Raw genomic sequence first — 20,487 nt, 5'->3', positions numbered from 1 at the left:
AATCACTCAAGCAACTCCGGACACGGGCCACTAGCGAAGCTGCCAGATTTGGGATTCGCCCAGGTCGTACGTTTTGGTGGCGATGACGTTCATCTTGTCTTCGTCGACCTCGCCGAAGCGCTTGTCCACGAAGAGGAAGTCGACGCCGTAGCGGTCTTTGAGGATGGCGGCGGAGTTCGGGTTGGGGTCGAGGAAGACGCCGTCGTTGCGGGCTTCCAGTTCGGGATCCCAGAATCGGCCGTACAGGGCGCCGTCGCGTTCCTCGGCCAGGTTCGCCTGCACGGTGTAAGCCCAACCCTCCAAGAGGATCCGGCGTTCGGAGTAACCCGCCAGCCAGAAGGCGCGGGCGTCACAACGGATCCGCTCGGGGATGCGGCAGTGCGCGTTGGTGGCGACCAGGTCGTCCGGTGACGAGTTGGCCCGCAGGAACCGCGCTGCTTCCTCACCACGCCAGGGGATATCGGTCGGCCCGACCCGGGTGATGACGTGGTCGAGGCCGTTCGCTTCGACGGCCTGCACGTTCCGGGCGACCACGCGGTACGTCGGCAGCACGCCCATTCCCATCAAGACGATGCAGGCCAGCCCGGCCGCCGAGGCGCGAGCGCCCAGCCGCTTGGTTAGCAGCGACAGCAAGGCCCCGATCAGCAGGGCGATCCCGATGGCGGCGGAAATCGGCCCGAGCATGTAGCCGAGGGCCTGCCAGTTCTGCTTCGGGCCGGAGGCGAGTGGTTTGGGAAAAGTCTGCCAGCCGATCAGTAGCGCCAGGAACGGCCCGATCATGAAGGCGACGGCCATGATCACCTTGACCCGCAAGGGTTTCGACCGCCGGATCAGCAGCGCGACCCCCCAGACGGCCATCGGGATCATCAGGGCGGCCGCGGATCGCGTGAAGTAGCGCTCGGAGTTGCCGTGCTGCACGAAAACCATGGCGGCGCCGAGACCCGCGACGGTGACGGCGAACAGGGACGCGATCCCCGGGTTGACCAGCAGCCTGCGGCCGAAGGCGAACAACCCGGCGGCCAGCAGGAGATAGCCGTACACGTCGACGATGGCGCCGGCCGCGGTCGCACCGGCGTACCAGCTGTCGCCCGGGCCGGTCCGGAATCCCCAGAACGGCAGGAGCCGGTGGACCGTGTCGAACGGGCGGATCGTCGTACCCTGCGAGGCGCCACCGAAGATGACGAACTGCGCGAAGGCCAGACCGCCGACGACGATCACCAGCGCCACCAGGCTCGGCAGGTGGAACTTGCCCCGGAAGACCAGCCAGGACGCGAAAGCCGCGACGACCGCCGCCAGCAAGAGCGGAACCATCGTGGCCTTCGCGGCCATTACGCCGGCGACCGACAGGGTGAACAAGATCCACACGCCGGGTTTCGGCATCTTCCGGCCGCGGACGATCCCTACCAGCAAGGCGATCGCAGGGATCACCATCACCTGGCCGAACGACTGCGACGGGCTGGCCCACCAAGGCGTATCCAGCACCGTGCCGGACGTGTGCCGGTTCCAGCCGTACAAGGTGACCGACGAGACGCCGATGAGTACGGCGGCCGCGACCGGGCCGGTCCAACGGCGACGGGCCCAGCTCTGCGCGAGGCCCGCAGTGCCGACGGTCACGGCCAGTAGCATCGTGATCGGCACGACCCGGCGGATCAGCGTCTCGATCTCCACGCCCGTCGCCCAACTGGTCGCGGCTACATGCGCGTGGGCATACCAGTGGTACTGCAGCGGCAGCTCCCACACGTACGGCGTCTGGAACGGCACGTGGTGCTTGAGCTCCGCCGCGAGCGCCAGGTGGAACGGGATGTCGACGTACACGTAACCGGCGCCGTAGCCCTCGAGCGGCTCGGACCGGAACGCGTCGATCGACAGCATGGCGACGCCGAAGATCACCACCAGCGCGATGATCCAGGCGCCCCACACACTGCCCTTGGACGAACCCCGCCACCAGCGGCGCAACCGGCTGTCGGTCAGGAAGGCCACCACGATGATGATCGGTGCGACCACCACGACCTCGGGTACGCCCAGCCAGCGGCCGGGCAGGTACACCGCGAGCTGGATCGCGCAGCCGACCGCGAAGCCGGCCGCCGCGTCCAGGTAGAACACGTCCGTACGCCGCCGGAGCCGGCGCCAGACCAGCATGCCCGGCAGGGTCACCCCGAACACCAGGTATGCGGTCAGCTTGGCCGAGTCGGCGTACGAGACCTCGTAGTGCCGCAGCGCGATCCAGGTGAACGCGATCGCGGTCAGCGGTGCCAGCCACCGGAGCAGACCCTGGAGGAGGCGGCCCGCCAAGGCGACGAGGTTCAGAGGATGTCCCAGGTGAGAGGGGTCCCCTTCACCGCGTCGACACGGAACTCGCGGCCCTCGACCGAACCGAAGGCATCGGGTGCCAGGCCGCCGGCCGGACGCACGGACCGGACGTTGTCGGCGGCGACCTTCTCGCCGGCCTTGACGTCGCGGCTGACGTACAGCGAACGGCGGAAGCGCAGCACGTTCTGCTCGGCCTGCTTCGGCCCGACCTTCGGCTCGCCCAGTGCCAGCTGCGCGATCTTGGTGCCCTCGACGAGCGCCTTGACCTCGGCCGGCTCCAGCGAGAACGCCGAGTCGACGCCGCCGTCGGCCCGGGACAGCGTGACGTGCTTCTCGATCACGGTCGCGCCGAGCGCCACCGCGGCGATCGAGGCGCCGATGCCCATGGTGTGGTCGGACAGGCCGATCTGCAGGCCGAGCGCGTCGCGCAGCACCGGGATCGAGCGCAGGTTGGACTGCTCCGGCGGCGCCGGGTAGCTGGCGGTGCAGGACAGCACGACGATCTGCTCGTTACCGGTCTCGCGGGCGGCGCGGACGGCGGCGTCGATGTCGATCAGCGTGGCGGAGCCGGTGGAGATGATGATCGGCTTACCGGTCTCGGCCATGCCGCGAACCAGCGGCAGATCGCCGATCTCGTTCGACGCGACCTTGTAGGCCGGCACGTTCAGCTTCTCCAGGAAGTCGATCGCGGTCGGGTCGAACGGCGACGAGAACGCCAGCATGCCGAGCTCCTGGGCGAGCGCGAAGATCGGCTCGTGCCACTCCCACGGGGTGTGCGCCTCCTGGTAGAGGTCGTACAACCGCGCGTCCGGCCACAGCTTGTGGTCGGCGGGTAGCCGGAAGGCCGGCAGGTCGACGTCCAGCGTGATGGTGTCGGCCGTGTAGGTCTGCAGCTTCAGCGCCTGCACGCCGGTCTCGCCCATCGCGCGAACGATGTCGAGCGCCCGCTCCAGGTCACCGTTGTGGTTGCCGGACATCTCCGCGATGATCAGCGGCTGGTGCTCCGGTCCCACCGGCACATGGCCGAAGTTGATCGTCTGCGATGCACTCACGTTCTCAGTTTCCCTTCGGCTTGCGCCGGTTGTCCTTGTGCAGGCTGATCGGGAGAACCGTGATCTCCCGGCCATCGGCGAGCCGGATCTCCGGCTCCCCCTCGACGAACCGGAACCGCCGGTTCATCTGTCGTACAACGGTGTTGTGCTCAAGCACCTCACCGCGCAGCTCGTCCAGGCCCAGCTCGTCGAACGCGTAGCCGGTCGCCTCTTTCATGACCCCGATCCAGGCCGGCAGCGTCTCGCCGCGCTCGGCCAGGCCCTCGTTGTCCAGGTAGAAACCCCAGGCGCCGGTCCGGGGTGTTGCGTCCAGCTCCAGGTCGAAGAACGTCACGAAGCCCGCGACGACGCCCTCGCGCTCGTACGCCAGGATGCGGCGGGTCTCGTCGAGCGACGCCTTCGCCCACCAGGCGGCGTGCTCCTCGGCGGTGATCTCATGGGAGTTGATGCTGACTTCGAGGTTGGCCTGCTGGTTGCGCAGGATTCGCATCGTGTCGACATCGCCGTCCGTGGCCCTGCGCAGCACTGTCCGCCCACCCTTTCGAGACTCGATGATCGGCCCCCACGCTACCGGCTCGGCGGAACGGCGCTGTACTCGCTGCCACTCGACACCTTCCACCCGGGCGGGAAGGTGTGTGACTATCTTTCGAACGCCCCGCGGAATTCGTTGGAGAGTGACATGCGACGCCTCATCGCGACCCTCGGCCTGACCCTGGTGGCCGCCCTGCTGCCCATCCCCGCCGGCGCTTCGGTTGTGGCTGACCCGAGCGGCTGTACGGCGAACCCGGCGACGCCCAAGCGGCAGTTCCGGGCGAGCTGGATCGCCTCGGTGGTGAACATCGACTGGCCATCCCGCTCGGGCCTGAGCGCCGACGTGCAGAAGGCCGAACTGGCCGGCTGGCTCGACGACGCCGTCCGGCAGAACCACAATGCGGTCGTGCTGCAGGTCCGCCCGACGGCCGACGCGTTCTGGCCGTCGACGATCGAGCCGTGGTCGCGCTACCTGACCGGAGCCCAGGGCGGCGATCCCGGCTACGACCCGCTGGCGTTCGCGGTCGCCGAGGCGCACAAGCGCAATCTCGAGCTGCATGCCTGGTTCAACCCCTATCGGCTCTCCATGGGAACGAACATCAACGACCTGGTGCCGTCGCACCCCGCCCGGCAGCACCCGGACTGGGTCGTCACGTATGGCGGCAAGCTCTACTACAACCCCGGCATTCCCGCGGCGCGGAAGCTGGTCGAGTCCGCGATCATGGACGCGGTCTCCCGGTACGACATCGACGGCGTGCATTTCGACGACTACTTCTACCCCTACCCGGTGGCAGGTCAGACCTTCGCGGACGCGGCGACGTATGCCGAGCATGGCGCGGGCTTCCCGACCATCGCCGAGTGGCGGCGGAACAACATCAATCTCCTCATTTCCGAACTCCAGCAGCTCATTAAGACGCGCAAACCCTGGGTGAAGTTCGGCGTCTCACCGTTTGCGGTTTGGCGTAACGCGGGGACGGATCCGCTCGGCTCGCCGACGACGGCGGGTGTGCAGACGTACGACGACCTGTACGCCGACACGCGTCGTTGGGTTCGCGAGGGCTGGATCGACTACATCGTTCCGCAGGTCTACTGGGCGCAGGGGTTCGCGCCGGCCGACTACAGCAAGCTGGTGCCGTGGTGGGCCGAGCAGGTGCGTGGGACGAACGTGCACCTCTACATCGGCCAGGCCACTTACAAGGTCGGTACGTCGACGCAGTCCCCGGACTGGGCCGATCCGAAGGAACTAAGCGACCACCTCGCCTTCAACGCGGGTATCCCTGAAGTGAAGGGCGACATCTACTTCTCCGCCAAAGACGTACGCGCGGACCGCCTCGGCGCTACCACCTTGCTCAACCAGACCTGGTACACCCGGCCGGCCCTGATCCCGGCCATGCCCGCACTCGACTCCACGGCGCCCCGGCCCGTCCGGGTCTTACGAGCCTCACGTCAGGCCGACGGCGTACGCCTGACCTGGCAGCCCGGCTCAACCGACACCACGTCGTACGCCGTCTACCGCCGCGCCATCCTCGGCGGCGACCACTGCCCCGACAACGACGCCCGCAACCTCCTCACCACCCTCCGCGGCACCACCTTCACGGACACGACCGCGACCCCGGGCACCCACTACCTCTACTTCGTCACAGCCCTAGACCGCACTGCCAACGAAAGCCACCCCATCCCAGCCTTCTCCGGCTAATGGACCAGTAGAAGCCATGCTAATGGACCAGTAGAGCGCCTGCTAATCGACTAGTAGAACGCCTGCTGATGGTAGGTTAGGGAGGTGGGCGACTACGTTAGGCGTGTTATCGACGCTGAGCTGGATGAACTTCTGCCGGGTCTGACCGCGACAGCTCTGGAGGGCCCGAGAGCTGTAGGAAAAACGGTGACTGCCGCCAGGCGGGCAAACTCCGTATTCGCGCTGGACGATCCGGTCCAACGGAAGTTGCTGGCTGCTGAGCCGCTGCGAATCGAGGCGGTTGAGCCGCCTGTTCTCGTGGACGAATGGCAGCTCTACCCCGGCATCTGGGACACGGTTCGGCGGAGTGTTGACCGTGAACAGGTGCCCGGCCGGTACTTGCTCACGGGGAGCGCGGCCCCGATCCAAGCCCCCATGCATACCGGCGCAGGTCGAATCGTGAGCCTACGCATGAGGCCGATGTCTCTGGCGGAGCGTCTCGTCGCCCCTCCCACGGTGAGTCTGAGGCGTCTTCTGGATGGAGATAACGCGACGATTGACGGTGAGACCACGGTCGGCTTGTCTCAATATGCCGACGAGATCGTGCGGTCAGGCTTTCCAGGCATCCGGGATCTGCCGCCGAAGGTACGCCGTGCGCAGTTGGATGCCTACATCAACCGGATCGTCGCGCGTGACTTTCCTGAACAAGGGCACCAAGTACGGAAGCCGCAGACGCTGCGGGCCTGGCTGGCCGCCTATGCAGCAGCCACCGCGACAACTGCGTCCTACACGTCGATTCTCGACGCCGCGACGGCGGGAGGGACCGACAAGCCGGGAAAAGACACGACAATGGCCTATCGGGACGTGCTCGCCCAGCTTTGGCTGCTTGAGCCGGTGCCGGCCTGGCTGCCATTCCGGAATCAGTTCACCAGGCTGGGGTCGGCACCTAAACACCATCTGGCTGATCCCGCGCTAGCTGCCCGACTGCTCGGCGCGGACGCCGGCGCGTTGCTGGACGGCACGGCTGCGGGTTCCCCTCGGGTTCGAGACGGAGTCCTGCTGGGACAGCTGTTCGAGGCCTTGGTGACCCTCGACCTCCAGGTCTACGCGCAGGCAGCGGAGGCAAGACTTCACCATCTCCGAACCCGCAATGGCGATCACGAGGTCGACCTGATCGTCGAACGCGCGGATCACCGGATCGTGGCGGTCGAAGTCAAGCTGGCACAGCAGGTGGAGGACTCAGATGTCGTTCATCTGAAGTGGCTGCGGGACCAGATCGGGCCCGATCTGCTGGATGCCGTGGTCATCACGACCGGGCCGTACGCGTATCGGCGACCTGACGGGATCGCAGTGGTTCCGGCCGCGTTGCTTGGGCCTTAGCGGTCGGCACCGGACGTGCCGACCGGTCAGTTCGGCAGGTCGGGGTTGGGGCGGGGCGTGGGGATGTCGGGGATTTCGTAGACGCGGACGGTGCCGGATTGGTAGCGGAGGTCCGCTAGTTCGTCGAGGGCGCCGGGGGCTGGGTTGACGCGCTCGTCGAGCAGGAGCCAGCGCACGCCGTACCGGGCGCGGAGGTAACGCAGGTTCTCGACGGTGGGGCTGGTGAAGACGGCGTCGTTCGCCGCGAGCAGTTGCTGGTCCCAGAAGGGGCCGGCCAGGGCGGCGGCTCGTTCGGTGCGAGCGTTGGCCTTGGCGGTGTAGGCCCAGCCCTGGACCAGCACGCGGCGCTCGGCATAACCCGGGATCCAGAATGACGTGGCGGCGCACGGTGGTTTGGTCGGCAGCACGCAGTGGATGTTGGTCGCGATCAGATCGTTCGGCCCGCCGTGTGAGCGGATGAACCGGGCCGCGTCGATACCACCGGGCGCGATCGTGTCGAACTTGCCGAACGGCGCGGACGCACCCGCGTTGATGGTGCCGACCGTCGGGGAGAACGTGGTGCCGATCGCGGCCGCGACCAGCAGGGTGGCCCAGGCGCGGCGGGGCATCCGGCGTAACACCACGAGCAGGAGCAGCCCGAGCAGCAGCACGCCAACGCCGACCGTGGCCGCGGTGACCAGTGGAGGAATGGCGAACACCGTCTCGACACAGGTCAGGCTCGCGCAGGACTTGGGACTGCCGTCGTCCAGCGCGGCGCGGCCCGCCAGGACAGCGAAAACCCCGATCGCCACCGCCGGCACGGCCATCGCGAGATGCCGGCGCTCGAGATTCGCCAGGCCCCACGCGGCCATCAGTACGCCGAAGCCGAAACAGCCACGGACGAAGAAGATCTGTGACAACGTCAGTTGCCAGAACAAGGCCGTCGCGACGACAGCGGCAATCACCGCGGCCACCAGAAACGGCACCATCGGATCGTCCGGCGTCTGCCGGCGGGCCAGGAATGCCCCGGCCAGCGGCAGCAACCACGCCAGCACCAGTCCGGCGGTCAGCATCACGAGCACCGTCCGGGCCTCACCGATACTGACCGTCTTGGGCAACATCGGCGTGAGGAAGGCGGTGAAGGTCGCGCCGGGGCGCACGGTCATCCCGTGCGATTCGCCGCGCATCACCAGGATGAAGGCAGCGCCGTACAGCACGACCACGGCCGAGACCAGGCCCAGCGCGATGTCGTCCAGTTTGCGGAACCGGATCAGCCGGTAAAGGAAGGCCGCCACCAGCCCAGCGGCGTACACGGGCAGGATCGACGCCTTCGCGACGGCGAGGACGGTGATCAGCACCAGCGCGACGACCCAGCTGCCGCCGCGCGGCGGTTTTCGGACCATCATCGCGGTGAGCGCGATCAAGGGCATCAGCAACAACGCGCCGAGGGCCTGAGTCGGACTGACAAGTTGGCTGAACGTCAGCGGGCCATCGGCGTACACGCCGCCGGCGCTGATGGTCCACGGCCACGGAGCGAGGTCGCCCGCGAGCACGGTCAGCAGGGCCGCGATCGGCGCGGCGACGGCCTTTCCGGACAGCACCACGGCCGTTGCCGCCGTGCCCAGCACGAGCAGCAGCATCAGCTCGAGCGGCACGATCCGGGCGACCAGCACGTCGAGCTCGGCCCCGGTGATCCAGTGCGCCGAGGCGATGTGGTTGTACGCCATCCAGTGGTACGTCAGCGGCTCACTCGCGACGTACGGCACCTGCGGCGGAAAGTGGTGAGTCAGCTCGGCGGCGAGAGCCAGCTGGTACGGCGAATCGGAGTTCGGCCGGAGGGAGCCGGCACCGGCCAGTGGCACGAACTTGGATCCGGCCCGGACAAACCAGACCACGAGGACGCCAACGGCCGCGGCCACACCGGCCAACGACCACCACGGCAGCAACCGGCCACGCGGCGGACGTTTGCCCGGGATGGCGGTCACGATCACGGCCACAAGCGGCATCACCAGTGGTAACAACGGCATGCCCAGCCAGCGGCCGAGCGGGTAGAGCAGGCACTCCAGGGCGACCCCGCAGATCGCGCCGAGGAAGATGTCGACGGTCAGCCAGCCGCTGCCGCCGGTCAGCCGTCGCCAGAACACCGTGCCGGGCAGACCCAGCACGATGACCAAGTAGGCGACATGCGCCACGATTTCCCCCTCCACGATCACTAGACGCGATCCCGACCCGTTTTGTTGCGGCGGATCACCCCCTGAAGACGGACTGTCACAGGTGTTTGGTTGCCCGGTTGCAGGAACCTGCAACCACCCGGTGTTGTGCCGAAGATCACCTTCGCCACGGCAGGCCGGGGGATCGGGGTTACACGATTCCGGTGCGGCGGCCTGCTAGCGATAGGCTCTGGCCCCATGAGTGAGTTGACGCGCGGCCAGATCCGCGACCTGATGGGCGAGGTGATGAAGGCCCAGGGCAAGGTCCTGCCGGCCGACGACGCTGCCGACCTGCGGGAGATCGGGTTCCGTTCCCTCGACTTCTCCGAGCTCGCCCTGCGGGTTGAGGACGAGATCGGCGACGAGCTGAACTTCGACGCACCGGGGCTCCGGCAGATCGCCAAGGTCGGTGACGTCCTCGACTTCATCGAGCAGCTGCAGTCGGCGTGACCGCCCGTCGATCGACCGCGCTGATCGGCGACGACAACCGCGTCGTCGTCGGTGGTGAGACGCTGACCTGGCGCACGCTGCACAAGCTGCCGCAGTTGCCGTCACCGGCCGCCGTGCTGGTGGACAACGGCGCCGACGCGCTCGCGGCCGTCCGGCATCACGCCGTGCACGGCACCGAGCTGCTGGTCGCCACCTCCTCGCGGGTCGACCTGGCCATGCGCGAGGAGCTCGGCGAGTCCGGTTTCGCGGTCGTCACCGCGGTCGCCGACGAGCACTCGGTCACCCCGGCCAAGCTGAAGCGGGTCGAGGAGTCGGGCCGGGTCTGGCTGCTGACCTCGGGTTCGACCGGCCGGCCGAAGCGGATCGGCCACACCCTGGAGTCACTGACCACGGTCCGCGGCCAGCAGCAGCCGCGTACCTGGCTCTGCCCCTACTCGCCCGGCACCTACGCCTGGTGGCAGGTCGTGACGCTCTCGCTGACCCAGGCCGATCAGGCCCTGGTCGTGATCGAGCCGTCCGAGCTGGAGTCCTGGCCGAAGATCGCCGCCGCGCACGGTGTCACCGCCGCGTCCGGGACGCCGACGTTCTGGCGCCAGACCATCTACCGCGATACCGAGGCGCTGGCCGCCGTGCCGCTCGAGCAGATCACCCTCGGCGGTGAGCCGGTCGACCAGGCGATCCTGGATCGGCTGCGCGAGATCTTCCCCGACGCGCGGATCTCCTGGATCTACGCCTCCTCCGAGGTGGGCGCGTCGATCGTCGTGCACGACGGGTTGGCCGGTTTCCCCAAGGCCTGGCTGGACCGGACGCCCGAGCCGGGTTCCGAGCGGCCGCTGCTGTCGGTCGACGGTGACGAGCTGGTGATCAGCTCGCCGCACCACGGAGCCGGCCTGGAAGGCGCGCACCGGACCGGTGACCGGGTCGAGTTCGTCGACGACCGCGTCCTGATCACGGGCCGCCTGGACACCGACGAGATCAACGTCGGCGGTTCCAAGGTGTCGGCCGGACTCGTCCGCAATGTGCTGATGGCGCATCCATCCGTGGCCTGGGCCCGGGTGTTCGCGCGCAAGGCCCCGATCGTCGGCCGGATGGTCGCCGCCGAGGTGGTGCTCGATCCCGGCATGGGCCCGATCACCGATGCCGACCTGGTGCAGTGGTGCACGACCAGGCTGCCGGACTACGGCGTGCCGCGCCGGATCCGCTTCCTGGACGAGATTCCTTCGAAGGAGACGTTGAAGAGCGATGTCTGATTCCGTAGCCGTACCGACCCAGGTGCCGCCGTCGTCCGTGGTGCTGGTCTCCGGTGGCTCTCGCGGCCTCGGCCTGGCCATCGTCAGCGACCTGATCGAGGCCGGCGTGAAGGTGGCCGCGTTCGCGCGCACCGTGACGCCGGAGCTGACCGCTCTCGCGGAGAAGTTCCCCGAGCAGGTGCACGTCGGCTCGGTCGACATCAATGACGCCAAGGCCGGTCAGGCCTTCGTCAAGGAGGTCGAGACCAAGCTCGGCCCGATCGACGGCATCGTCAACAACGCCGCCGTCGGTCAGGACTCGCTGCACGTGCACACCTCGGCCGAGCAGATCGCCGGCATCATCCAGACGAACCTGACGTCACCGCTGATCCTGACCCGGTTCGTGCTGCGCCGGATGATGGCCAAGGGCCTCAAGGGCCGGATCGTCAACGTCACCTCGATCTGCGCTCAGCGCGGTTACCCGGGTCTGGTGGCCTACTCGGCGACCAAGGGCGGGATGGACTCGGCGACCCGCTCGCTGGCCCGTGAGCTCGGCGGCCGCGTGCTGGCCAACTCGGTCGCGCCCGGCTTCTTCGCCTCGGAGATGTCCGCGGTGCTCGGCCAGACCCAGCTCGACCAGATCGTTCGTCGTACGCCGACGGGCCACCTGACCGAGCCCGAAGAGGTCGTCCCGGTCGTGCGCATGCTGCTACTCGACAACACCAACATCAATGGCCAGGTTCTGGTCATCGACGGTGCCGCCTCCATCTGACCTGCTCACCCAGGCGGAGTCCTACCTGAGAGTGGGCTCCGTCGCGGAGATGGCGGGTGCGATCACGCGGTCGCACCTGCCCGATTTCCGTTGCGTCGGCTGGTACGGCGAACCGCCCGCGGGCTGGACCGTCGTGATCGACGCGGAGTACGCCGACCAGGTGGTGCCGGCCCCACTCGCCCGCCGGTTCGGCGAGACGGATTTCTGGCCTCGCTGGACGCGGGCGGAGTGCCTTTGCAAGCTGGCGGACGTGCCGATGCTGGCGTGGTGGCCCGAGCACGGGCTGGACGTGCCGGCCTCGTTCGAAGGCGTCTGGCGGACGTTGCGGCTGCCCAGTTCAAGTGGCGAGCTGGTCGTCACGGTGGCGATGGCGCCCTCGTGATCAGTGTTATCCACAAGGTGGAAATTCGTTCTGCGGTAGTCGGTTCTTCGCTGCACATTCTCTGCATCGCGGGTCATCGGGGGCTTGCGGTTCAGTGCGGGAGGATGGGGTGGTGGTTGTGAACCAGTCGACGGATGAGCACATCGTGGGTGTGTTCCGCGCGGCGGCGATCGCGACGGCGGCGGGCGAGGGTGGTGGGGAGACCTTCGCGGGGCAGCTCGGGCGGTTCGACGAGATCGACAAACCGCAGGTCGACCGGGCCGTGCGGCTGCTGCTGGACGCTTTGATACGGGATGCGTGGGGTCGTGGCTGGCAGCCCAATGACCTGGCCGAGTTCGGCCGCCGTGAGCTGGAGCCTGATGCGCTGCCGCTGCTGGCGCCGGCCATCGGCTCGGAGCAACACGCCTATCCGATCGCCAAGCTCGCACCGCAATGGGTCGATCAGCTGGCCGGGCTCGGTCTGCGCAAGAGTTTCGACCCGCTGGATCTGACCGCGTGGGCGACGAGTCGACGCCAGGGCAGGTATCTCGCCATCGACGCGGTGATCAAGCTGGCGGCCTTCCTGCTCACGTTGCCGGTGCTGCCGCGCCTCTTGCCCTTGCCGGGGACCTACCTGCCGCTCTCCGGCCGTGACCGGCGGCCGGGTGGGCGGACGCATGGTGACGACAAGGTGCTCGGCCGGATCCGCGGGCTGCTGGCGAAGGCCGAGGCGACGGAGTTCCCCGACGAGGCGGACGCGCTGTCGGCCAAGGCCCAGGAGCTGATGGCGAAGTTCTCCCTGGACCAGGCGCTCGTCGATGCCCAGGGCAACGGTTCTGCCGAGGTCAGCGATGACTCGGCCGCCCGCCGGATCTGGATGGAATCGCCTTATGCCACGGCCAAATCGCGGCTCGTCGGCGCCGTAGCGGACGTCAATCGCTGCCACGCGGTGATGACCGATCGGCCGCCCTTCGTGACCGTGGTCGGCTCCGAGCTGGATCTCGAGCTCACCGAGATCCTCAGTACGTCGCTGCTGGTGCAAGCCAACCGTGCTCTGCTCGCGACCGGCCAACGCGCCCGCGGTCGCCAGAAGGCAGAGGCGAAGACCCAGGCCTTCCGGCGCGCGTTCTTCGTCGCCTACGCGCAGCGGGTCGGGGAGCGCCTGCAAGCGGCCGTCGACGCCACCCAAGCGGAGGTCGCGGCCGAGCAAGGTGATGCGCTGCTGCCCGTGCTGGCCAAACGCGAGCAACAGGTGACCGCCTTGCTCACCACGCTCTTCCCCAACACCACCACCCGCCGGACCCGAATATCGAGCGGCGCGGGCTGGCTGGCCGGCCTCAACGCCGCCGACCAGGCAAGCCTCGACGCCAACCCCGCCATCCGCTCCGCCTGACCGATCTGCCGCAGCTGGCCGCCGACCTTACTGGTGTCCACGGGGGATCGGTCTACACCGCGACCAGGTCGGCCTCGGCGGCCGTGGCCCGCCACACCTCCGGCCGCGGCACCGAGCGCACGGTGGGACTCAGTGTCGGGATAAGCGCGACCAGTGCCACCAGCAGTCCGAAGGCGAGCATCGCGCCGGCCCCTCCGAGGAGCGAGAGGGCCAGCCCGGCCAGCACAGGCGCCATCGGCATCATCGACATCGAGGTGAACTGCATGAACGACTGGCTACGCCCGAGCAGGTCGCGCGGGGTCACCGCGATCCGATAGGCGCCGATACCGGCGTTGCCGGCCGGGTTGAGCAGCAGCACGATCGAGAGCGCAGCCGCGACGACGACGGGGCTGTTCCACAGCGCCATCGGCACGAGCAGCGGTAAGAAGCTCCAGGCGATCACCACGGTGAGGCCTCCGGTCGGGAACCGCTCGATGATCCACGGCGCAAGCACCGCGCCGACGATGCCGGCCGCTCCGGCCGTCGTCTCGACCAGGCCGAGGTGCACTGGGTCGACGCCGTCCTGGATGAGCCGCAGTACGGCGACGAAGAACAGCGCGTTGACGACGAGGTTGGTGAGCGCCGACCAGGCGAGCATCGTGCGGAAGAACGGCCGGCCCAGCACGAACCCGGCACCCGCCGTGAGGTCGTCGCGCACCCGCTTGCGCGGACCGTCGTAAGGCACCGGCGAGAGGTCGGTCCTGATCCGCCCGAGCAGCACCCACGACACGGCGTACGTCATCGCGTCGGCGGCGAACGGGAGCCAGCGCGTAACGGCGTACAGCGCACCGCCGAGCGGTGCACCGAGCAGCCCGGCGATGTGCTCGCGCGCCTGGTTCTGCGACAGGGCGGTGGTCAGGTCTTCGGTCGACACGACGGCCCGCACCGCCGACGTCTCCGCCGGCGCGAACAGCCCGGCGCACACGCCGCTGAGCAGTGCGACCACCAACACGTGGGCCAGGACCAGGTGCCCGGCGATCCCGGCCACGGCGAGCGAGGCGTAGAGCAGCACGCCCGAGCCGCTCGCGACCCGCATCACGCGGCGCCGGTCGACCCGGTCGGCGACGACACCCGCCGGCAGCAAGGTGCCTGCGACGCCGAGCAGGTGCACCGCCTCGGCGGCGGCGGCCAGCACAGCCGACCCGGTGAGGGCGTAGGCGAGCAGCGGGAAGACGAACATGCTCATCCGGCTGCCGAGGCTGGACACCGTCTGGCCAATCCACAGGGCGGTGAAGTCACGGTTGTGCGCGAGGCTGCGATAGGAAGGCATATGCGCACCATATGTTGCGCAACGAATAGTGCGCAATAGTGCGTGCGCAATTTGCTAAGATCAGCGGCATGCCCGAGCTGAAGGCTCTCCACGACCCCAAGGTGCTGCGCGCGATCGCCCACCCGGTGCGCAACCGGATCCTCGACGAGCTCAGTGCGCACGGGTCGCTCCGCGCCGCCGACATCGCCCGCGAGCTCGACATCCCTGCCAATCAGGCGAGCTTCCACCTGCGCCAGCTGGCCAAGTACGGCCTCGTCGAGGAGGACCCCGCTGCCGCGCGCGACAAGCGCGACCGGGTCTGGCGGGTCGCCCATGAGGGCGGCCTCTCGATCAACTTCGACGACATCGCGTCACAGCCCGGAGGCGCTGCCGCCGCCGACGTGTTCCGGCACAACGCGACCGCCTGGGCCCAGTACCTGGTGCGCCGGGCTTACGAGGACGAGCGCGACGAACGCGTCCATCGCAGCATCAGCGACACGGCACTGCTGCTCACCAAGAACGAGGCGCGCGAGCTGACCGACGAGCTGCACGAGGTGCTCGACCGGTGGGCGAGGCGCACCCGTGCCGACGACTCGACCGAGCGGCGCACCTATCTCCACTTCTCCATGCTGCAGCCGCACCCCGGTCGCGGTGAGCACGACGCCCCAGCGAACGAGTCGTGATACTCACCAGGGGCGCGGTGGGGGTCAGGGGCGGAGGCCGGCGACGATGATGTCGATCATGCGGTCGGCTTGGTCCGGGTCGGTGTCGTGGATTGAGCCGGTGAGGCGGAGGACGTCCATCGCCTGCAGGTTGGGGCGGATGACGCCCGCCTTCTCGGCGTTGCCGAAGAGCAGCCCGGCGGCGTCGAGCATGTTCACCTTGCAGGCCTTGAAGAACTCCGACTCCTTGCCGATGGCGTCCATCAGCTCGGTGGCGAGGGTGGCCTTGGAGTTGGCATACCTGGCGATGGCGTGCAGCCAGGCCGAGAGGGCGTCGTAGGGCGGCAGGTCGCGGGCGAAATCGTAGGCCTGGTCGCAGACCGACTGGATCTCCTCGACGTACACCGCTTCGAGTAGCGCGGTCCGGGTTGGGAAACGGCGGTACAACGTGCCGATACCGACACCGGCGCGGCGGGCGATCTCCTCGAGTGAGGTGCTGGCGCCGTGCTCGGTGAACGCTTCGCGGGCGGCGCGGACCAGCAGGTCGTAGTTCCGGGCGGCGTCCGCTCGGGTCGGCCGTTCGCACGTCAGCGGAATGCTGCTGCGCAGCTCGCTCATCGACTCACCGACCTCTCCCGATCCCGATCTGAACCGGCTGGGGAATAAACCCAGTTCGTAAATGACTTGCAGAAGCGGAGGGCACCTCCGTATCGTATCCGGAGGAGAGCTCCACTTTTCTGCTCGGAACTACCTTAACCCCTTCGGGGGAAGGAGCAACCTGCTCATGCCGGTCACATCAGAGGCGCCGTCGGGCGCCGGTACCCGCGTGCCCGAACGGCGTTCGGCCATCGTGCTCGCGGTCATCGTCATCACTCAGTTGATGGTCATTCTCGATGGCACCGTCGTGACCATCGCGATGCCCAAGATCCAGCAGGCGCTGGACTTCAGCCCGGCGAGCCTTTCCTGGGTGCAGAACGCGTATGCGCTCGCCTTCGGCGGCCTGCTACTCCTCGGCGCCCGCGCCGGCGACCTGCTCGGGCGGCGCCGGGTCTTCATCACGGGTGTCACCATCTTCACCGCCGCGTCCCTGCTCGGCGGTCTCGCACCAAGCGCCGAGCTGTTGCTCGCTGCTCGCGTTCTGCAGGGCATCGGTGGCGCCATCGCGGCTCCGGCCGCGCTCACCCTGCTGATGCTCACGTTCCCGGAGGGGCCGGAGCGGATCAAGGCGCTCGGCCTCTACAGCCTGGTCTCGTCCGGTGGCGCCAGCATCGGTCTGGTCGTCGGCGGCATGCTCACCGACTGGGCGTCCTGGCGTTGGGGGCTGTTCATCAACGTGCCGATCGGGATCGCGCTGGTCATCGCGGCTCGTCGCAGTCTGGCCGAGACGCCTCGCCAAGAGGGCCGGTTCGACATCGCTGGTGCGCTGACGTCAACCGTCGGCATCACCGCCGTGGTGTACGGCTTCATCCGGGTGGCCGAGATCGGCTGGACCGCGCCCGAGGTGCTGGCCGCGTTCGCTGTCGGTGTCGCCCTGCTCGCCACGTTCGTGGTGGTCGAGCGGCGTGCGGCGCATCCGATCACGCCGCTGCGCTTGTTCGCGGATCGGACACGCGTCTCGGCGTACCTGGCCATGTTCCTGGTGGTCGGCACCATGTTCGGGATGTTCTTCTTCCTGACGCAGTTCCTGCAGGGCGTGCTGGGGTTCAGCCCGCTGGTGGCCGGGCTGGCGTTCCTGCCGCTGACGGGTCTGCTGTTCGTCACCGTACGGCTGGTGCCGCGGGTGATCGACCGGATCGGCAGCGACCGGCTGATGCTGGCCGGAGGCGCGATGCTCGTCATCGGCATGGTCTGGCTGATGCAGATCTCGGTCGACAGCTCGTATGCCACGGCGGTCGTCGGCCCGCTCGTGCTGTTCGGTCTCGGCGCCGGCCTGGTCTTCGTACCGTTGACCAGTCACGCCCTCACCGGCGTACAGCCTGAGGACGCCGGTGCCGCGTCAGGCCTGCTCAACGTGTTGCAGCAGGTTGGTGGAGCGTTGGGTCTCGGGATCCTGGTCACGGTCTTCGGGACGGCCTCGCGCAATGCTGTGGCTGACGGCGTCGTGGGTGCGCGAGAGGTGCTTGCGGACAGTGTTGGTACGGCCTTCGCCGCTTCGACCGTCTTCGCGGTGCTGACACTTGTAGCGCTTCTACTCGCCGTACGTCCGTGGGAGCGGAAGCCCGTCGCAGTGGAGGCCCCGGCCGTCCCAACGGACAGCCACATCTAGCGCCTGCGCCTTCGGCGCAGGGCGTTAACACGAAGTGCGGGCGGCACCAGGTGGAGCCGCCCGCACCCGTCCACCAATCCGATCAGGCGATGGCCCGGCGGTAGCGGATGGACTGCTTGGTGGTGGTGAAGCCGAGCGACTGGTAGAGGCCCAGCGCTCCGGTCGGGTTCTCGCCATCGACGTCGAGGGCCGACCGCTGGAAGCCGAGGCCCTCGGCCAGTCGCAGCACCTGGGCGAGGGCGGCACGACCAGCGCCCTTGCCGCGGTACTCGCGCCGCGTTCCCACCTGGCCGACGTAGACCTCCTTGACACCAGTGGCCTCGGTGTCTGCGACGTACTCGTAGCCGAGGGTGTAGGCGGCGATCTCGTCACCGTCGAGAACGATCGAGCTGAGTTCCGGCCGGAAGGCGCGAGAGCCGGTGAACCAGGTCTTCCAGGTCTCGGCGTCCTTCGGTGTCGAACCCCAGTGGTCGCGGAAGGCGTCGTTGTGCGCCAGCCGCAGCGCCTCGTCGTACGGCCAGTCGAAGACGACCAGCCGCAGGCCGTCCGGCAGCGGTGTCGCCGGAATCGGGTCGGCCTGGAATTGGCGCTGCATGGTGAAGAAGTACCGGCAGGGCTCGAAACCGCGCGCGACCATCATGTCCCGGGCGATGGTGTTCGTGCTCGGGACGCCGTTGTTGATCTCGCCGGGCGCCTCCGGATGACGCTCCTGGTGCAACCCGGTCGAGCGCTCCGCGAGCCAGGTCAGCAGCGCACCACCGAGACCGCGCCGGCGCCACTCCGGATGGATCGTTCCCTCGGTCATGACCCGATGCACGTCCAGCACCTCGTCCGGCCCGCGGACGCCGCCGTACCCGACCATGAAGCCGTCCACCCAGAGGCCGATGGTGTCGGTGGCGATGTTGACCTTCGGGTCTTCGAGTTCGTCGTCGAGATCCTCCACGCTGTAGTGCTCGCCGGTGTCGTCGACCGCCTCGGCCGCGGCCAGCAACTCTGCCCACGCCTTGGTATCCGTCTTGCTCAACGGCCGGGCCTCAACCCCACCCGGCCACTCCTGTGTCGTCCCCATAGCGCCAAGGTACGACGCTCAGCCCGTCGCGGCACTGGGTTTTCCGCTACATGCTGTCGGGCGCGGTGATGCCGAGCAGGCCGAGGCCGTCGCCCAGCACCCGCCGGGTGGCGGCGCACAACGCGAGCCGGCTGGCCCGGGTCTCGCCCTCGCTGGTGAGCACCGGGCACAACTCGTAGAACGCCGACAGCGTCGTCGCGAGCTCGAAGAGATACCCGCACAAGCGATGCGGCTGCAACGTCTCGGCGACCTGTTCAACTGTCGAAGCGAAGGCGTCGAGCTGCAGCGCAAGCCGTTGTTCCACAGGGTTTTCGAGCACCGTGACGAGCGTCGGACCCGCATCGGCCTTCGCGAGCAACCGCGTCAACCGCGCATGCGCGTACTGCAGATAAGGCCCGGTGTTGCCGGTCATCGCGACCATCCGGTCCAACGCGAACACGTAGTCGTTGACCCGATCGCTCGACAGGTCGGCGTACTTCACCGCGCCGATCCCAACAGCCTGCGCAATCGAGGCCCTGCTGTCGATCGGTGCGCCGCGTTCGTCGAGCAAAGCGGTCGCCCGTTCGACTGCCTGATCGAGCAGAGTGGCCAGCCGGACGGTGTCACCCGATCTGGTTTTGAACGGCTTTCCGTCCGGCCCGAGCACCGTGCCGAAGCCGACGTGCTCCGCGATCGTTGTCGAAGGCAACCACCCGGCCGCGGCCGCGAGCGCGAAGATCTGCCGGAAATGAAGGGCCTGCCGCTGATCGACGACGTAGATGATCCGCTGAGCCTCCAGCTCCCGCACCCGGTGCCGTACGGCCGCGAGGTCCGTCGCGCTATAGCCGAAACCGCCATCGGACTTCCGCACGATCACCGGCAACGGCGAACCGTCCCGACCCGTGAAGCCCGGCAGGAACGCGCACAACGCGCCACCCGACTCGGTCAGCAACCCCGCGGCCGTCAGATCGTCAACCACGTCAGGGAGTTCGTCGTTGTACGCGCTTTCGCCGACGACGTCCGCCGGGGTCAAACCCGTGCCGAGCCGGGCGTACAACCGCTCGAACTCGACCAACGAAACGTCCACCATCCGCTGCCAAAGCGCCCGCGTCCCCGCATCGCCGGACTGCAACGCCACCACCCGAGCCCGGGACCGATCGGCAAACTCGCTGGACGAATCGAAGTGCGCCCGCGACCGCTGGTAGAGCCCCTGCAACGACTCCAGGTCAAGGCTTTGCGCCGGATCCTCGTCCAGCAATTGCTCGACCAGCATGCCGAATTGCGTGCCCCAGTCGCCGACGTGGTTCTGCCGGATCACCTCGTAGCCGACGTACGCGAGCACGTTGCAAAGGGCGTCCCCGATCACGGTCGACCGGAGATGGCCGACGTGCATCTGCTTGGCCACGTTCGGCTGCGAGTAGTCGACCACCACCCGTTCGCCCCTTGGCGCGAAGGCGGCCGGCGAGTTCACAGCAGCGGCCAGTACGTCGGTCCGCAGCTCGAGATTGACGAAGCCGGGCCCGGCGATCGTCGGCGGCACGCACAGGTCGTCCACCACTAAGTGCTCGACCAGCGTGGCCGCGATCGCCGGTGGGGCAAGGCCGAGCGGCTTGGCCAGTCGCAACGCGAGGTTGGTCTGGAAGTGGCCGAACTCGGGTTTGGTGGCAGGCCGGAGCTCAGGATCGAGCGTCAGCCCGAAGGCCTCGGTGGCGGCGGTGGACAGCCGAGCAGACAGGACAGGCAGAACGGACGACATGAGGAGTCCTCAAGGGAAGATGACGCACCGGAACAGGAAAGACTGAGGTGTTCAGACGGAGCGTCGTCGTCGCAGGCCGGACTGGTCGCGCAGTGCGCAGACAGTGCCCAGGCTCGACGTCATGG

Annotated in this window: 17 protein-coding genes; 9 read left to right on the top strand and 8 right to left on the bottom strand. The window is 68.2% G+C overall.

Going from position 1 to position 20,487, the window contains the following annotated elements; all coding sequences use genetic code 11:
* Nucleotides 1–30: 30 nt before the first annotated feature.
* From OG394_RS23310 to OG394_RS23300, 3 genes are read right to left on the bottom strand one after another with little or no spacing between them, the layout of a single operon-like run.
* Nucleotides 31–2,292: a hypothetical protein gene (locus OG394_RS23310; RefSeq protein WP_328989161.1), complete on the bottom strand. Its 2,262-nt coding sequence runs from the start codon at nt 2,290–2,292 to the stop codon at nt 31–33.
* An 11-nt stretch (nt 2,293–2,303) separates the two neighbouring features.
* Nucleotides 2,304–3,362, bottom strand: coding sequence for a pseudaminic acid synthase (pseI, locus tag OG394_RS23305; protein ID WP_328989160.1), 1,059 nt, complete (start codon nt 3,360–3,362; stop codon nt 2,304–2,306).
* 4 nt (nt 3,363–3,366) lie between these two features.
* Entirely contained in the window at nt 3,367–3,888 is a 522-nt protein-coding gene (locus OG394_RS23300; RefSeq protein WP_328989159.1) for a GNAT family N-acetyltransferase, read from the bottom strand.
* A gap of 153 nt (nt 3,889–4,041) precedes the next feature.
* Here OG394_RS23300 and OG394_RS23295 point away from each other — a divergent pair, with 153 nt between their 5' ends.
* Complete coding sequence (locus OG394_RS23295; RefSeq protein ID WP_328989158.1) at nt 4,042–5,589, top strand: glycoside hydrolase family 10 protein; 1,548 nt, start codon at nt 4,042–4,044, stop codon at nt 5,587–5,589.
* An 84-nt stretch (nt 5,590–5,673) separates the two neighbouring features.
* Nucleotides 5,674–6,948, top strand: coding sequence for an ATP-binding protein (locus OG394_RS23290; protein ID WP_328989157.1), 1,275 nt, complete (start codon nt 5,674–5,676; stop codon nt 6,946–6,948).
* A gap of 26 nt (nt 6,949–6,974) precedes the next feature.
* Here the strand turns inward: OG394_RS23290 and OG394_RS23285 are convergent, their stop codons facing one another.
* On the bottom strand, nt 6,975–9,119 hold the full coding sequence (locus OG394_RS23285; RefSeq protein ID WP_328989156.1) for a hypothetical protein: 2,145 nt from the start codon (nt 9,117–9,119) through the stop codon (nt 6,975–6,977).
* A 216-nt stretch (nt 9,120–9,335) separates the two neighbouring features.
* Here OG394_RS23285 and OG394_RS23280 point away from each other — a divergent pair, with 216 nt between their 5' ends.
* From OG394_RS23280 to OG394_RS23260, 5 genes are all read left to right on the top strand, one after another.
* A complete protein-coding gene (locus OG394_RS23280) occupies nt 9,336–9,587 on the top strand; it encodes an acyl carrier protein (protein ID WP_328989155.1) in 252 nt (83 codons plus the stop codon).
* The gene (locus tag OG394_RS23275; protein WP_328989154.1) at nt 9,584–10,837 is read left to right on the top strand and encodes an AMP-binding protein; all 1,254 of its coding nucleotides are present in this window, start codon (nt 9,584–9,586) and stop codon (nt 10,835–10,837) included. The genes OG394_RS23280 and OG394_RS23275 overlap by 4 nt, the downstream gene beginning before the upstream one ends.
* The gene (locus OG394_RS23270) at nt 10,830–11,588 is read left to right on the top strand and encodes an SDR family NAD(P)-dependent oxidoreductase (RefSeq protein WP_328989153.1); all 759 of its coding nucleotides are present in this window, start codon (nt 10,830–10,832) and stop codon (nt 11,586–11,588) included. Before OG394_RS23275 ends, OG394_RS23270 begins: the two co-directional genes overlap by 8 nt.
* Nucleotides 11,572–11,970, top strand: a complete 399-nt coding sequence (locus tag OG394_RS23265) for a hypothetical protein (RefSeq protein WP_328989152.1) — start codon at nt 11,572–11,574, stop codon at nt 11,968–11,970. Before OG394_RS23270 ends, OG394_RS23265 begins: the two co-directional genes overlap by 17 nt.
* 112 nt (nt 11,971–12,082) lie before the next feature.
* Complete coding sequence (locus tag OG394_RS23260; RefSeq protein WP_328989151.1) at nt 12,083–13,342, top strand: DUF2786 domain-containing protein; 1,260 nt, start codon at nt 12,083–12,085, stop codon at nt 13,340–13,342.
* A 52-nt stretch (nt 13,343–13,394) separates the two neighbouring features.
* Here OG394_RS23260 and OG394_RS23255 read toward each other — a convergent pair whose 3' ends face one another.
* Nucleotides 13,395–14,651 (bottom strand): MFS transporter, encoded by a 1,257-nt coding sequence (locus OG394_RS23255; protein ID WP_328989150.1) that lies wholly within the window; start codon nt 14,649–14,651, stop codon nt 13,395–13,397.
* A 68-nt stretch (nt 14,652–14,719) separates the two neighbouring features.
* Between OG394_RS23255 and OG394_RS23250 the strand changes: the two genes are divergently transcribed.
* A complete protein-coding gene (locus tag OG394_RS23250) occupies nt 14,720–15,313 on the top strand; it encodes a helix-turn-helix domain-containing protein (protein ID WP_328989149.1) in 594 nt (197 codons plus the stop codon).
* Between the two features lie 24 nt (nt 15,314–15,337).
* Here the strand turns inward: OG394_RS23250 and OG394_RS23245 are convergent, their stop codons facing one another.
* Complete coding sequence (locus OG394_RS23245) at nt 15,338–15,910, bottom strand: TetR/AcrR family transcriptional regulator (protein WP_328989148.1); 573 nt, start codon at nt 15,908–15,910, stop codon at nt 15,338–15,340.
* A 166-nt stretch (nt 15,911–16,076) separates the two neighbouring features.
* Here OG394_RS23245 and OG394_RS23240 point away from each other — a divergent pair, with 166 nt between their 5' ends.
* Nucleotides 16,077–17,558 carry an MFS transporter gene (locus OG394_RS23240; protein ID WP_328989147.1) on the top strand — a complete coding sequence of 494 codons (1,482 nt, stop codon included), beginning with the start codon at nt 16,077–16,079 and terminating at the stop codon, nt 17,556–17,558.
* Between the two features lie 82 nt (nt 17,559–17,640).
* Here OG394_RS23240 and OG394_RS23235 read toward each other — a convergent pair whose 3' ends face one another.
* The gene (locus OG394_RS23235; protein ID WP_328989146.1) at nt 17,641–18,627 is read right to left on the bottom strand and encodes a GNAT family N-acetyltransferase; all 987 of its coding nucleotides are present in this window, start codon (nt 18,625–18,627) and stop codon (nt 17,641–17,643) included.
* Nucleotides 18,628–18,673: 46 nt separating this feature from the next.
* Entirely contained in the window at nt 18,674–20,362 is a 1,689-nt protein-coding gene (gene argS, locus OG394_RS23230; protein WP_328989145.1) for an arginine--tRNA ligase, read from the bottom strand.
* Nucleotides 20,363–20,487 lie beyond the last annotated feature (125 nt).

The sequence above is a fragment of the Kribbella sp. NBC_01245 genome (assembly GCF_036226525.1).
In the GTDB taxonomy this organism is placed as follows: domain Bacteria; phylum Actinomycetota; class Actinomycetes; order Propionibacteriales; family Kribbellaceae; genus Kribbella.
Note: the sequence above shows the minus strand (reverse complement) of the source record. Positions and strands in the feature narration are given on the sequence as shown.

What these genes read in the sequence shown, in the direction of transcription:
- OG394_RS23240 (WP_328989147.1), top strand. Translation starts at nt 16,077, where the DNA reads ATGCCGGTCACATCAGAGGCGCCGTCGGGCGCCGGTACCCGCGTGCCC.
- OG394_RS23255 (WP_328989150.1), bottom strand. Translation starts at nt 14,651, where the DNA reads ATGCCTTCCTATCGCAGCCTCGCGCACAACCGTGACTTCACCGCCCTG.
- OG394_RS23245 (WP_328989148.1), bottom strand. Translation starts at nt 15,910, where the DNA reads ATGAGCGAGCTGCGCAGCAGCATTCCGCTGACGTGCGAACGGCCGACC.
- OG394_RS23250 (WP_328989149.1), top strand. Translation starts at nt 14,720, where the DNA reads ATGCCCGAGCTGAAGGCTCTCCACGACCCCAAGGTGCTGCGCGCGATC.
- OG394_RS23280 (WP_328989155.1), top strand. Translation starts at nt 9,336, where the DNA reads ATGAGTGAGTTGACGCGCGGCCAGATCCGCGACCTGATGGGCGAGGTG.
- OG394_RS23235 (WP_328989146.1), bottom strand. Translation starts at nt 18,627, where the DNA reads ATGGGGACGACACAGGAGTGGCCGGGTGGGGTTGAGGCCCGGCCGTTG.
- OG394_RS23295 (WP_328989158.1), top strand. Translation starts at nt 4,042, where the DNA reads ATGCGACGCCTCATCGCGACCCTCGGCCTGACCCTGGTGGCCGCCCTG.
- argS (WP_328989145.1), bottom strand. Translation starts at nt 20,362, where the DNA reads ATGTCGTCCGTTCTGCCTGTCCTGTCTGCTCGGCTGTCCACCGCCGCC.
- OG394_RS23270 (WP_328989153.1), top strand. Translation starts at nt 10,830, where the DNA reads ATGTCTGATTCCGTAGCCGTACCGACCCAGGTGCCGCCGTCGTCCGTG.